Source organism: Rummeliibacillus pycnus (assembly GCF_044359855.1).
Taxonomy (GTDB): domain Bacteria; phylum Bacillota; class Bacilli; order Bacillales_A; family Planococcaceae; genus Rummeliibacillus; species Rummeliibacillus pycnus_A.
On record NZ_CP132291.1, the window covers coordinates 2,177,746 to 2,192,068 of the forward strand.

The window sequence follows — 14,323 nt, forward strand, 5'->3', positions numbered from 1 at the left end:
AAATTTGGATACGCTCTTTAGGAATGTTTATTCAACATTAAAGTATCTTGCATCTGGGTGCGCAAAGACGATAGCTGAAACAGATGCTTCTGGAGACATCATATAACCATCTGTCAGTTGTACCCCAATATCTTCCGGCTTAATAAGCTTGAATAATTTCTCTTGATCTTCCAAGTTTGGACAAGCTGGGTAGCCAAATGAAAAACGTTGGCCCTGATATTTTGCTGCGAATCGATCACGCATTGTGAAATCGGTTGCGTCGGGGAAACCCCAATGATCACGCATTTCTTGATGTATACGTTCTGCAAAGCCTTCAGCAAGCTCTAATGCGGTTGCTTGAAGTGCGTGGCTTTCTAAGAATTTCCCTTGTTCTTTCAAACGAGTCGCTGCTTCACGAACACCATGTCCTGCAGTCACCTGCATGAAGCCCACATAATCCATTTCTCCACTATCCACTGATTTTAAGAAATCTGCTAAGCATAAAAACGGCTCCTTACTTTGACGAGGGAATGTGAATCGTTCAATCTCCGTTTTTGCGTCACGAGGATCATATATAATGACATCATCTCCATTTGATTGTGCTGGGAAGAATTGATACATTCCAGAAGGGCTCAATATGTCTGATTGCAAAAATTCTGTTACTAATTCGTATAAATGAACAGCGCGTTCATCACCTTTTTCAAGCATTGCTTCATTATAACCTTTTAGACCTAGATGATGTCCAATTAGCGTTCGCATATTTACATAAGGTTGTAAATGAGCAACTGAATAGTCTTTGATTACATGTCTTATTAAGTCTTGTGGAACAAATACAGGGAAATCTGCTCGTACAGTTTTCACTGGCTTTGGTACAACCGCAACCGCCGTTCTTCCAGCGCGTTTTGCTTCTTGAGCTAAACGTTTTTCTTGAGATGCTTGCAATTCATGTATTAAAATTTCTTTTTCATCACTTTGTAATCGGTTAGCCAGTTCAAGGCCTTGCATTGCATCTTTTGCATAAAGTACTGGCCCATTATATTCTACTGCAATTTTCGTGTCGGTAAATTTGCGAGATAATGCTGCACCCCCTACTAATATTGGTGTATCAATCTGTGCTTCTTTAAAATCTTGTGCTGTAATCAACATTTGTTGTGCTGATTTTACAAGTAAACCGGATAAACCTATGATATCTGGCTTTTCAGTACGAATAGCATCAATAAGGTCTTGTGGTGATACTTTAATTCCTAAGTCGATTACTTTATAGCCATTATTACTTAAAATAATATCAACAAGGTTTTTCCCAATATCATGTACATCACCTTTTACAGTAGCTAGCAACACCTTACCTTTCCCTGTATCATCTTCATTTTTCTCCATAAAGTCTTCAAGGAATGACACTGCGGCCTTCATCACACCTGCAGATTGTAGAACTTCCGCAACTATTAGTTGGTTATCATTGAAAAGCTTACCGACCGTAGCCATGCCTTCCATTAAAGGCCCATTAATAATATCTAGTGGTATATCGTACTGCTCTAATGCTACTTGTAAGTCTGGAATTAGTCCCTCTTTTGTACCTTCCACAACATAATAGGCCAATCGTTCGGGGACAGTTTTTGGAATATCAGCTTCTGTCTTTTCTTTCTTTTTATCACGGTAGAAATCTGTAAAATCAGCTAATGTCTGATCTGTTGTATTAAACAATAGATCATTTGCTTGTTTAATCTCATTTTCTGGAATAGAAGCATATCTTTCAATCTTTTCTGTATTTACAATCGCATAATCAAGTCCTGCTAGAGTACAGTTATAAAGATAGACAGCATTTAATACTTCACGTCCTACTGGTGGTAAACCAAAAGAAACATTGCTTACACCAAGAATCGTTAAAGATCTGGGCAATTTTTCTTTAATTAAGCGGATTCCTTCAATGGTTTCTACAGCTGAACCAATATATTGTTCGTCACCTGTTCCTACTGGGAATACAAGTGGATCGAATATGATATCTTCTGGTGCAATCCCCCATTTATGAACAAGTAAATCATAAGAGCGCTCTGCAATTTCTAATTTTCGTTTTCGATCTACTGCCATCCCTTTTTCATCAATAGTACCAACAACAATAGATGCTCCGTATTTCTTTACGATTGGTAGAACAGCTTCAAAACGTTCTTCGCCATCTTCAAGGTTAATCGAGTTGATAATGGCTTTACCTTGTGAATATTTCAACGCTTCTTCAATAACTTTTTCATCTGTTGAGTCAATGACAAGAGGAACTTTTACTTTCTTCACTACTTCTTGCATGAAGTTTCTCATATCTTCTAACTCATTACGATCTGGGTTGGCTAGACAAATATCAATAACATGCGCGCCATTCTTTACTTGTGCACGTGCTATTTCTGAAGCTTCTTCATATTTCCCTTCAACTATTAGACGTTTAAATTTGCGTGAACCAATAACATTCGTCCGTTCTCCGACAAATAGTGGTCGCATGGAATCATCATAAACTAATGGGTCAATACCAGAAACCACATGACCATGCTCGTGATCTGGCTTTTGACGTGGTTTACAATCCTTCACCACTTCACGTATTGCTCGAATATGATCAGGAGTTGTGCCACAACATCCTCCTACAAAGTTTAGCCATCCTTTATCCGCAAAACCGGCAAGCTTTTTAGATAATGATTCGGGTGATTCGTGATAATGCCCTTCTTCATCCGGTAATCCTGCATTTGGATAACAACTAATATAACTTGTAGCAATTTCTGATAATGAACGTAAGTGGTCTGTCATAAATTCAGGACCTGTTGCACAGTTCAAACCTACCGATAGAGGTTTAATATGCTCAATGGAAATATAGAAAGCTTCAATACCTTGACCAGCAAGTGTTGTTCCCATCGGTTCAATTGTTCCAGAAATCATGACTGGTATTGTTTTATGCAACTCATCGAAAGCTTGTTTAATACCGAGCGTGCCTGCTTTGACATTTAACATATCTTGGCTCGTTTCCAGTAATAAAACATCCGCGCCGCCTTCAATTAATCCTTTCGCCTGTACGTAGAAATCACGTTTTAATTCATCAAAGGTAATTCCACCAGTAACAGATAAAGTTTTTGTAGTTGGTCCGATTGCTCCTGCAACAAAACGCGGCCACTCAGGTGTAGAATATTCACTTGCAACTTTTTTTGCAATTTCAACAGCTTTTTTATTTATTTCCTCTGCGCTACTCCCAAGATTATATTCATTTAAAACAATAGGTGTACCGCCAAATGAATTCGTACTAATGACATCTGAACCTGCTTCGAGGTACGCACGGTGAATAGCTTCAACAACATCCGGACGTGTAACATTCAAATACTCATTACATCCCTCATACTCTTCTCCACCAAAATCATCTGCAGTCAAATTTGCATTTTGTAACATTGTCCCCATGGCACCATCTAGCACTAATATATGATTTTCAAGTCGTTCTTCAATGAGATGCTTTGGCATAGTTGGTTTCTTCCTCTCTCTTGTGGTCTAATTCACGAATATACTCGATCAATTCAATCGACATATCATAACGCATAAATGGCGTGATTAAGTAAATACCATTGAACAATTCAGCAGCTGTAGCGATTAACTCTTTCGCAATAGTTAGCCCTTCTGCTTTTGCGGACTCTTTATCTTCGCCTGTCGCTCGCATACGTTCTAATACATCTTCTGAAAGCTTGATACCCGGTACTTCATGATGCAAAAATTCAGAATTACGCAAGCTAGTTAGTGGCATAATGCCGATGAAAATAGGTGTTTCTAAATGTTTCGTTGCTTCATAAACTTCGATAATTTTTTCCTTACTATAAACTGGCTGTGTGATAAAGTAGTCTGCTCCAGCTTCTATTTTTTTCTCTAAACGACCTACAGCACGTTCTACTACTCGTACATTCGGATTGAATGCGGCTGCTACGGAGAAGTTAGCCTTTTTTCGTAGGTGCTTTCCTGAGAAAGATATACCTTCGTTTAATTTTTTTATTAGTTGTAGAAGTTCAAGGCTTGAAACATCATAGACACTTGTTGCACCTGGAAAATCCCCTACTTTTGTTGGATCACCCGTGACAGCTAAAATATCGTGGATACCCAGCGCGCTTAAGCCCATCAAATGCGATTGTAAACCAATTAAATTCCGATCACGGCAAGTAATGTGAGCAAGTGTTCGAACATGATGATCTAACTTTAAAATGGATCCCATCGCCATATTACTTATACGCGGTGAAGCAAGTGAGTTATCCGCCATTGTAACTGCATCAGCGCCGGCTTCATATAGAACTTTTGAGCCTTCTATAAATTTCTCAATTTCTAGATGTCTTGGAGTATCTAGCTCTACAATAATAGAGCGCTCTTTTTTTGCCTTTTCATGAAGGGGTTCATAGCTGTCCTTTGCTGCCTCTTTAATCTTGATAACTTCTTTATGTTTGACCACTTTATGCTGAATTGGTGGTAAATCCGCTAAGCGTTTTTTCACAGCTTCGATGTGCTTTGGTGTCGTGCCACAACAACCACCGATTAATCGAACTCCTTGATCTCGCAATAGGACAGCTGAACGGCCAAAGTAGTCTGCTTCTGATTCATAAAAAATTTTTCCATCCTCAACATCTAGTAAACTAGCGTTTGGGTATGCAGAAAGGAATGCCTTTGTTGGGAGTTCAACATCTTCAAAAGCTTGGATTGTGTGGTGAGGACCTAGCCGGCAATTGACACCAACGATATCTGCACCAATCGTTTCTAATTGATGAAGGGCATCATTTAATAGCAAGCCATTTTGTAAAATACCCGGTTCATGCATTGATACTTGAGAAATAATCGGTATATCCGTTATTTTACGTAAATGCTTCACAGCTGCAGTTAATTCTTCAAAGTCATAATAGGTCTCTAGAAGCAGACCGTCTGGATTACCAGCTAGCAAATATCCTGCCTGCTGATCCAATGACTGAATGATTTCTTCTAATGTCGCATCACTTTTACGTACACCGCGAATGCCTCCAATAGTTCCTAGTACAAACTGTCCCTCTTTTGAAGCAACTTTTTTAGCAATTTGAATGGCACTTTCGTTTAATACCTTTACCGAATTTTCTAAACCATATCGTTCAAGCTTGATGGCATTCGCCGTATAAGTATTTGTTTGAATAATATCTGCCCCAGCATCAATGTATTGTTGATGTATATTTTCGATAACTTCAGGCTTTTTGACATTTAACTCCTCATAGCAATAATCAATCCCATACGAATATAATAATGTCCCCATTGCACCATCAGCTGTTAACACTTGTGATTTAAGTTTCTCTAAAAATCCCATACAGTCCATCCTTTCTGTTTCTAAGTAGCACAGCGGACGCTTTCCCGCTGGAATCGCCGCCTTTCGTTCATGTAAGATGCATTAAAAAAATAAAAATAGCCTATAACATAGCCAAATAAAAAAACCTTCTTACAAAAAAATAAGAAGGTTTTCGGTTCATGATATATGCTCCTTCTTATCTACAGGATTACTCCTCTGGAATTAGCACCTGACCATTTGGCTGGTTGCTGAAGCGTCATCGGGCCAGTCCCTCGACTTCTCTTGATAAGAATCACTATTAAATTGTTAGAATAATTAAAAGAATCATACTCCTTTACGGAGTTTGCGTCAAGGCAATTTTAAAAAATAGTTTGAAAACTTTTTCAATAAACTCTTATAATAAAAAAAACGAAATTCATATGAATTTCGTTTTTTTATTGTTAGGCGCTTGCGGAAAGCGAGGCCACTTTCACGTTTATCAACAGTGTAATTTAACTTAACATAGGCTATTGTTAAAATAAGTCCTAAAATTATTTACTTATCTTAAAATAGTTTTTGTTGTCTGAATAGGCGAGTTTTTTAACGAACTTCCCACGAACAATCATGCGTTTCTCACCATTATAGTTGCAAGTTACAAGTGTGATTAGCTTTTCATCTGCTTGGTCTTGAATTACTTCAACTTGTGTTGGCTTAACGATAAACATGTCTAAAATTTTATATTCATATATATTTTTGAAATCCGTTATATATATTTTCATACCTTTTTTTGCTCTTGTTAATGGGCTAAACAATGTTTTATCGTTGTTCATATTATGTCCTGCTAAAGCGTAGTTACCCTGCCCCATCGTTTGGTCTGCTTTCATCGTTCCTGCACCGATTGTTAAGTTTACATTTGAAATACCATAGACAATCGGAAGTTGCATAGTAACATCTGGTACACTTATTGCACCAATTGCATGGACATCTTTCTTTTTGGTTTGTGCATTGATCACATCTTGTAAACTAATATTCTTCACTTCTTTAAAATCGAAAGTTGTATCAGTGGCTGCTTTGGCTTTTTCAATATTAGGCTTTTGAATGGTTTCCTCAGACATATTGGCAACAAGATAGCCCATTATCGGTTTCTGAAAAATTAATACGAGTCCAGTAAATAGAAATAAGATACCTAGTACTAGACTTAATTTTCTCATCATCTTATTAACCTCTTTCATATTCTCTTGTCTTCTCATCTTACATAGCTACAACTGTTTTGACAAATTTAAAACCAAGAGAAGCCGATTCCCCCTCTTGGTTATTTAGATTTTTCATTACTATTTAATGTATTACTTTCATAGATTTCTTCAAATAGGCGAATTAAACTGATATTATAGGCTTTATCTGTCATTCGCTTTATATCAAATACAAAACCATTTCTATTTTTTTCTCTTCAAGAACATCTGCTAAAAATTGCTTAGATGAATCAATCTCATAAATCCATATCCTGCTTTTAAATACGAACATTTCAACATATTTACTTTTCCAAATTCAGATTTTCCTGTTCCGCTACAGACGGCGCTTTCCACGGGCTTGGCTGCAATCTCCTCGGGCCAACACGATGTTGGTCACGAAGCCGTTGCCACAGGACGTGGCGTTCCTAGGCTTTGTTCATTAAAATCGTTCCTGCGGGGCTTTCAGCTCAAGCTTTTCCCGTAGGACTCTGAATGCACTTCACTGAATTACCCTCGCACGAAGGAAATGCGAATGCATTTTCGAGGACTCGCCGTCTTTCGCTCCACAATAAGCAAAATTGGTTATCATTAGATGTTTGGATAAATCATATGAATTCTGCATTATGGAATTGATTCAGATTGATCAAGTATTAATAATTCAACACTATTATAATTGCTTTATAATTTTCTCTGCTGTATCTTGACCATTTTGAATACAGTTACCAATACCAACGCCATAGTATGAGCAACCTGCTAAAATAAGATTTGGATACTTTTCCTCTAGTTGTTGATTTAGAGATTTTACTATATCAGCATGTCCCATGCCATAGACCGGCATCAAGTCATTCCATTTGGTTATATTAACAGTAGCTGGTTCCCCTTCCACATTCAATGATTTTTTTATATCATCTAATGCGATTGCTGTTAACTCTTCTTCGCTTAGTTTCTGTAACTTATTAAACAATGGATTTGTATTCTTATAGAACATGCGCACCAGTAAGTTGCCCGATTTAGATGTATGTTTCCATTTCCGACTGGTCCATGTGCAAGCATTACATATCACATCACTATTTTCAGAAACAATATAGCCAGTGCCATCTGCTGGTAAGTTATCATCAGGTATATTAAATCCTACATAGATGGTAATAATAGATGCGTTATGAATTGTATTTAGTTCTTTTTCGACTGCTTCGTCTTCTAAAATGTTACTCGTCACAGCATGAGGAGTTGATAGCACAACAAAATCAGCTGTAATATCTTCATGGTTATCAAATGAACAAATGAAATGATCGCCTTGCTTTGCTACATTTGTTGTTGCTACACCTTTAATAATCTCTACATCTGTCAATGTTTCTTCTAAACGGTCAATTAGTTGTGATAAGCCATTTCTAAAAGAAATGAATTTTTTATCTGCTGACTTTTGGAATTGCTTTCGATTGGCTCCGAAACCTTTAATAATACTGCCATATTGTTCTTTATAATCAAGTAAATATGGTAATGTAGACGCCATCGTTAATTTGTATAGATCACCTGAATAAACACCTGATAGTACAGGAGCAATTTGTTTTTCAACTAACTCTTTGCCTAAGAAATATTCAAGAAAATCACCTATCGAACTTTCTTTAGTAAAGTGGTCATTTGGTAAGTCTAAATCTTTTAATGCTTCTTGTTTTCCTTGCGATGATACAAGTGTACTGCTATTTAGTGATTCTATACTTGTTGGAATACCAAATACGCTATCTACTGGAATCGCATGCAACGTATTATTTGTATATATATAAGAAATACCTGTTCCATTGTAAACTAGGTCATCTTCTAGGCCTAATTCTTGAACGAGTGGCATAACACTTTTATGTCGTGCCACAATCGAATCAGCACCTGTTTCCAGAGTAAATCCGCTATCGTATGCTGAGTGGATTTTACCACCGAGAAATTCATTTTTTTCAACTAGTACAAGTTGTATATCTAAATTTTTTTCATTTTTTTGTTTTTGTAAATAGTGCATGGTGCAAAGACCTGTAATGCCTCCACCAATCACAACAACTGTTTTCAAGTTGCTCATCTCCTTCTTTATTACGAACTATATAGGTTTTTGTCATGTTCTAGTATAAACTTTCAAAGAAATGGATGTCATGATTTTGGTCACATCTGTTATTAGAATCCACGCAATTTATTTAATATAGTAACAACTTCGTCAAATTTACTGTATTCCCCTTAAAAAGGAGCTATTATTTGTAGAAATTATTTTGATATCTTATTATTTTTCTTATATAAAGGTAAAACATTCTATTTTACTCTAATTGATGGTGAGGATGATGTTATGGATTTATTGATGATTGTTTTATTGTTAATAGGTTGTTTACTTTTTTCGAATATTATAAGTCACTACATACCTTCGATTCCGACAGCTCTGATTCAAATTGCCTTAGGAATTATTATTGCACTTGTGTTTAGTGATGTTTCTTTAGAACTTGAAACAGAATGGTTCCTATTATTATTTGTAGCACCTCTCTTATATAACGATGGGCGAAATTTCCCACGCGATGAGTTATGGAATATGCGAATGCCTATTTTAGGAAACGCCATTGTTTTAGTACTTATTACCACATTAGCTGGTGGCTATTTTATCCATTGGTTAATTCCTTCTATACCCTTAGCTGCTGCATTTGCACTAGCTGCCATTCTTTCTCCAACTGACCCTGTAGCAGTAAATGGAATAGCAAAACGTATTCAAATCCCTGAGAAAATTTTAAATGTTGTTCGTGGGGAATCGCTAATCAATGATGCATCTGGTCTTGTTGCATTCAAATATGCAGTTGCTACTGTAGTCACTGGATATTTCTCTATTAAAGAGGCATTATTAAACTTCTCATATACTTTTATTGTTGGTGCTATTTTAGGTTTAGTTGTTGGTACGATTTTAACTCAAATTCGTTTTTCTTTAAGAAGAACTGGAATTCGTGATGTTGTGTTCCATACGCTTTTACAATTATTAACACCTTTTATCGTCTATTTAGTAGCAGAAGATATTTTCCATGCTTCAGGTGTTATAGCTGTCGTGGTTGCCGGTATTGCACAAGCATTAGTAAAAGACAAAACAGAGACTGTTTTAGCGGAAGAGCAATTACTTACTGAAAATACATGGTCAATTGTTTTATTTATCCTAAACGGGGTTGTGTTCTTATTACTTGGTTTGAATATTCCATCAACAATGAAAGAATCGATTGAAAACACAAGTATTAATAATTGGAAGTTAATGGGGTATGCTATTGCAATTGGTTTTGTCATTTTGGGCATACGGTTTGTTTGGTCACACCTTACTGCTATGTATGAATTTAAAAATAACCGAGATGAAAAACCTACATTGAAGACGAGTTTACTGAGCAGTTTAACAGGGGTACGTGGTGCCGTAACAATGGCCGGTGTATTGTCATTACCACTTATTACAGATAGCGGGGATGTATTCCCAGAACGTTCACTGATACTATTTTTAGCTTCAGCTGTGATCTTATTCACATTAATTGTTGCAACCATTTTCCTTCCTTTACTAATCGATTCAGACGAATTAAGAGAAGAAAGCGACGAACAGTTAAATTTCAACGAAGCGAAAAAGCAAATTTTACTTGCTTCTATTAAACAAATTCACCGTGAAATGAATGATGATAATCGAAATGTCGCTTATCAGTTAATTGGTGAATATCAGCAGATGTTCCGTCAAATTCAGTTGGATGGAAATGCCGCAAAAGCTGGAGAACCAGAACATCAGAATGAGATTACAAATGTACGTTTAAAAGCACTCGAAATTGAAGAACAATATATAAAGGAATTATATGATGGCCATCATTTAGATCCAGATATGTATGTTGCCTTTCAAAGTACCTTCTCAGAAAGAAAACGCGTCATTCAGCACAATATGCAAAAAGGATTTACGTATATATTCTATAGATTTCTACGTGAATGGCGAATTGCTCGAAAAAAATATCGACTCGATAAAGAACAATTTGTCTCTTATGTTCGGATGAAACAAGAGGTACGAAAAAATGCATTCAAGCAGGCTCTAACATTTTTAAAAGAGCAAGCGCAGATTGCTCAAAATCCTGACATTTATTATATGATTTCCTTTGAATATGAAAGAGCACTTGATCAAATAAGAAAGCCCGTTACAACCGATTCTAGTAGACAAGAAGAATTAAAAGATGAATTACGTGCAGTCATCACAGAAACAGAACGGGCAGAAATTCATAAGATGTACGAAGCTGGTGAGATTAATCGGGAACAAGAAAGAGATTTGCGAAGATTTGTCAACTATATCGAAAGTGTAAACTTATACGAACACGTAGAATAACAAAAAGCATGCAGGAATTATTGATTCATTTCCTGCATGCTTTTTCATTATTTTTCACCTTTTGCAATTTTACTACTAATTAATGCTGTATAATAGGCTCCACCTTCTTGATTTGGATGAATATGATCATCATAGAACAAATCATACTGTCCCTCTGTCGCACTATACCAATCAATTAGTTTCACGTTTTTATGCTCTTTTACAGCAATGTTAATTTTGCGGTTCACATTATCTTGCCAGTTACGTGGAACGCGTGTATTTACGAGATAAACGTGATGGTTATTACCAATTTCATCCAACAAATTATTCATTTGAGCTTCACTGAAATCTCCATTGGAACCTAAGCCTAAGACAACAACTTTCCCTAATCTACCTTCTTGTTTTAAGCGATTTACAACTTCTATTGAATCATATGCTTGGCGTCCAACTTTTGCATCCACTACTATTTGTGGAATTTGTTCTTTCAATGCAGATGCTGCACTCAGCATAACAGAATCACCAATTGCTGTTACACTAATGGATGATGGTACTTCCATTGCCGCGATTTTCTTACTATTTGTCTCTTGTTTAGCTTCTACTTCTACTGTTGATTTTTTATGGTTTACTTCTGTTTTCTCTTTAGTAACATCTTTTTGGGTAATTGTTTTTTCTTTGTTTTGTGGTTTTTCTGTTTTTACTTCCTCTAACTTTTTCTGTTCTTCTTTTAAATGTTGTTCTAATGCTTCGTTATTTGTTTGCTTCTGTTCTGGAGTAAAAATCATCCCCATCACAAAAACAATAATAATACATCCTACAAATGCTGAGCCAATTCGATATGGTAATGTCCATTCTTTCCAATTTAAAGACCATTCATGTGTTTGAAACTTATGTATCCATATTTTCCATTCACCTTTACGAACAGGATCTTCCACAAAGCGCCAAGAAAGTTCAGCAAATAAAAGTGTTAGTGCAATAATTAAAAGCACTTTCCAAAGTGGTACATCTACGCCATCTATTCCAACCCCCATCAAAACAACTAATGGGAAATGCCAAATATAAATACCATATGATCGAACCCCAACCCAAATTAATGGTTTAAAACTCAATACATCACCAACATGACTTGCTGGGTGTACAATTGTTGCGATTAATACTGCTGTTACAATAGATGCTAAAAACATACCACCGTAGTATAAAAACGGTCCTTCTTCATGCATGAAAAAAAACATCAAGAGAAGAACAAAGAAACTAACTAATCCCGCACCATCTAATAATTTTTTCGCTCCATTTGTTACATTTGCCTTTAGTTTTCTACTTGGCCAAATAAATGCTAAGGTAGCCCCTATTAATAGAGAAAACGCTCTAGTATCAGTACCGTAGTAAACACGACTTGGATCTTCTCCTGGTGTAAACATAATTGCCATTGCAATAGCTGATACCAATGCTACCACCAGAGTACCCAACGCCATTTTTTCTTTATATCGAACAAAGCTCAAAGAAATGATTATGACAATTGGCCAAATAATATAAAACTGTTCCTCTACCGCTAGTGACCACATATGTAGAAGAGGCGATGGAGGTGAAAATTTCGTAAAGTACGAATGATCTTGCAAAACATAAAACCAGTTACTAACATAAAATATCGCTGCTAGTATCTCTGAACGTAATCCAACTAAAAATGATCTTTGAAATAACGTAATCCAAAATCCTACTAAAATCAGCATGATGATTAAAGCTGGGATTAACCTTCTAAATCTACGTATCCAAAAATTTTTTAAATTGATTGTTCCGTATTTTTCCCATTCATTCACTAGTAAATCTGTGATTAAGTAGCCTGATAACACAAAGAAAATGGTAACGCCCAAATAACCGCCTACAATTCCACTTACATGGAGGTGGTATAAAATAACTGCTATTACCGATATCGCTCTCAGACCGTCTAAACCACTAATGTATCTGTGATTTTTCCTTACCGGTTCTGGCATGAACGTACCCCCTACCTACAAATCAATCCTCACAATATCGATTTATTAACTAGACGCTAAAAACTCTGATTTAGTTTTAAAAATCTTTTATTAAATGATAAAACAGATTAAAAGACGAAATCTCGATATTTTCTGAGCTAAATAAGTTACATTGTATATCCTTATGCCCAATTAAGCAAAAAAATATAGGTTACTTTTGACAAGGTTCGTCAAATGACCTATATAAAGTATTGTGCAATAATTACGAAGTAATCTCAATGTACCAAAAGATTTATATACCAAAAAAATAAACGTGCAATTTTATCTATTCTCTATTAGTTTTTGTGTCCCAAACTATTTTAGAATGTCGAATTTAAAAAGTCGAGAACAATTAAATGATTGTTCTCGACTTAAAAATTATTCTAACACAGATGCTGAACGAGCCCCTCAGCTTTTATTTTTTATACGAATATCCACTTATTTAGGCTTAATATGCTGAACAAGATTTTAGTGTACCATTTGGATAATCTGTTTGATATTCCGCTTATTTACTAGCAAAATTTCTATCTTTTACTCTTGTCTAGCAAGATCTACTATATAGTCAAAAAGAGTTTCCCTCTCTACATCATATATAAGATTAACTTTTCGACCGTTAGAAATAGTCTCGGTCCTTCCTTGATTTGGTCCGTCAATATGAACAATACTTGGAACTTCTTTTCTCTTAACCAATTTCGTATCAAAAACAGTAAGTGTTGTTAATACCTCTCCCAAAAAGTAGGTTGAGCTCTCATTATTCCGCAATAGTTTTGGGACTATAGCATAACATTGCCCTAAAAATTCGATACCAAAATCTTGACGATTTCTCGCCCAGGAAGCTCTTATTTCTGTTGTTAATGGTACTTTATTGATACTTTCTAGTGCTACCAAATCTATTTCTATAGAAGATTCCCAAACCCTCGCAGTAGCAGATGGATCCCAAAAAGCATTCCATTCTGCAGTCCCATTATGTTGCGATTCCTCTACATTCCCTTTATCCGAAAATGTCCCACCCATCCATATCAGCTTTTCAATTTTCTCCTCGATATCAGGTGCTTCATCCAACGCTCTTGCTAAATCCGATAATGGCCCTGTAAATATAAGCGTTATTTTCTCCTGACTATTTCTTAAGTTATCTACTAAATGAAGATGAGCCGGTCTTTCAATGATCATTGGCTTCGTAATATCAAATTCATTTAATATTGGCAATGCATCTACATAAAATACATCTACATGCCAATCTTTTGGAAATGGATTTTTCCCTTTTGAATTGGACTTTGCCACTTCTACCGTGATTCCGTGACCGAAACGATTGATAATCTTTTCAGTTGCAAATAGGGCAGATTCTATATACGGATTAGCTTGAATTACACCAACTCCTACTAACTCTACATCCTCCATTTGCAATAATAAAAACAGTGAAATTAAATCATCTATTCCACCATCATGATTCAAATAAACCTTCTTCGACATATCAATCACCTCACCTATCATTAATAGTTACTACTCA

7 protein-coding genes and 1 riboswitch are annotated in these 14,323 nt (G+C 36.0%); of the genes, 1 reads left to right on the forward strand and 6 read right to left on the reverse strand.

Annotation, left to right across the window (positions count from 1 at the left end; all coding sequences use genetic code 11):
- Positions 1 to 27 precede the first annotated feature (27 nt).
- From metH to Q8X41_RS10615, 4 genes are all read right to left on the reverse strand, one after another.
- Positions 28 to 3,462: a methionine synthase gene (metH, locus tag Q8X41_RS10600; protein ID WP_397536323.1), complete on the reverse strand. Its 3,435-nt coding sequence runs from the start codon at positions 3,460 to 3,462 to the stop codon at positions 28 to 30.
- On the reverse strand, positions 3,443 to 5,302 hold the full coding sequence (locus tag Q8X41_RS10605) for a bifunctional homocysteine S-methyltransferase/methylenetetrahydrofolate reductase (protein WP_397536324.1): 1,860 nt from the start codon (positions 5,300 to 5,302) through the stop codon (positions 3,443 to 3,445). Before Q8X41_RS10605 ends, metH begins: the two co-directional genes overlap by 20 nt.
- A 172-nt stretch (positions 5,303 to 5,474) precedes the next feature.
- Positions 5,475 to 5,573: riboswitch (SAM riboswitch) on the reverse strand.
- 238 nt (positions 5,574 to 5,811) lie between these two features.
- Positions 5,812 to 6,474, reverse strand: coding sequence for a class A sortase (locus Q8X41_RS10610; protein ID WP_397536325.1), 663 nt, complete (start codon positions 6,472 to 6,474; stop codon positions 5,812 to 5,814).
- A gap of 682 nt (positions 6,475 to 7,156) precedes the next feature.
- The gene (locus Q8X41_RS10615) at positions 7,157 to 8,542 is read right to left on the reverse strand and encodes a protoporphyrinogen oxidase (RefSeq protein WP_397536326.1); all 1,386 of its coding nucleotides are present in this window, start codon (positions 8,540 to 8,542) and stop codon (positions 7,157 to 7,159) included.
- 267 nt (positions 8,543 to 8,809) lie between these two features.
- On the opposite strand from Q8X41_RS10615, the gene Q8X41_RS10620 reads away from it, so the two are divergent.
- Complete coding sequence (locus Q8X41_RS10620) at positions 8,810 to 10,834, forward strand: Na+/H+ antiporter (RefSeq protein ID WP_397536327.1); 2,025 nt, start codon at positions 8,810 to 8,812, stop codon at positions 10,832 to 10,834.
- Between the two features lie 47 nt (positions 10,835 to 10,881).
- Here Q8X41_RS10620 and Q8X41_RS10625 read toward each other — a convergent pair whose 3' ends face one another.
- Positions 10,882 to 12,798 (reverse strand): acyltransferase family protein, encoded by a 1,917-nt coding sequence (locus Q8X41_RS10625; RefSeq protein ID WP_397536328.1) that lies wholly within the window; start codon positions 12,796 to 12,798, stop codon positions 10,882 to 10,884.
- A gap of 549 nt (positions 12,799 to 13,347) precedes the next feature.
- Positions 13,348 to 14,286 (reverse strand): nucleoside hydrolase, encoded by a 939-nt coding sequence (locus tag Q8X41_RS10630; RefSeq protein ID WP_397536329.1) that lies wholly within the window; start codon positions 14,284 to 14,286, stop codon positions 13,348 to 13,350.
- Between the last annotated feature and the right edge of the window lie 37 nt (positions 14,287 to 14,323).

Coding starts and splice junctions, on each gene's coding strand:
- metH (WP_397536323.1), bottom strand. CDS start 3,462: ATGCCAAAGCATCTCATTGAAGAACGACTTGAAAATCATATATTAGTG.
- Q8X41_RS10625 (WP_397536328.1), bottom strand. CDS start 12,798: ATGCCAGAACCGGTAAGGAAAAATCACAGATACATTAGTGGTTTAGAC.
- Q8X41_RS10605 (WP_397536324.1), bottom strand. CDS start 5,302: ATGGGATTTTTAGAGAAACTTAAATCACAAGTGTTAACAGCTGATGGT.
- Q8X41_RS10610 (WP_397536325.1), bottom strand. CDS start 6,474: ATGATGAGAAAATTAAGTCTAGTACTAGGTATCTTATTTCTATTTACT.
- Q8X41_RS10630 (WP_397536329.1), bottom strand. CDS start 14,286: ATGTCGAAGAAGGTTTATTTGAATCATGATGGTGGAATAGATGATTTA.
- Q8X41_RS10620 (WP_397536327.1), top strand. CDS start 8,810: ATGGATTTATTGATGATTGTTTTATTGTTAATAGGTTGTTTACTTTTT.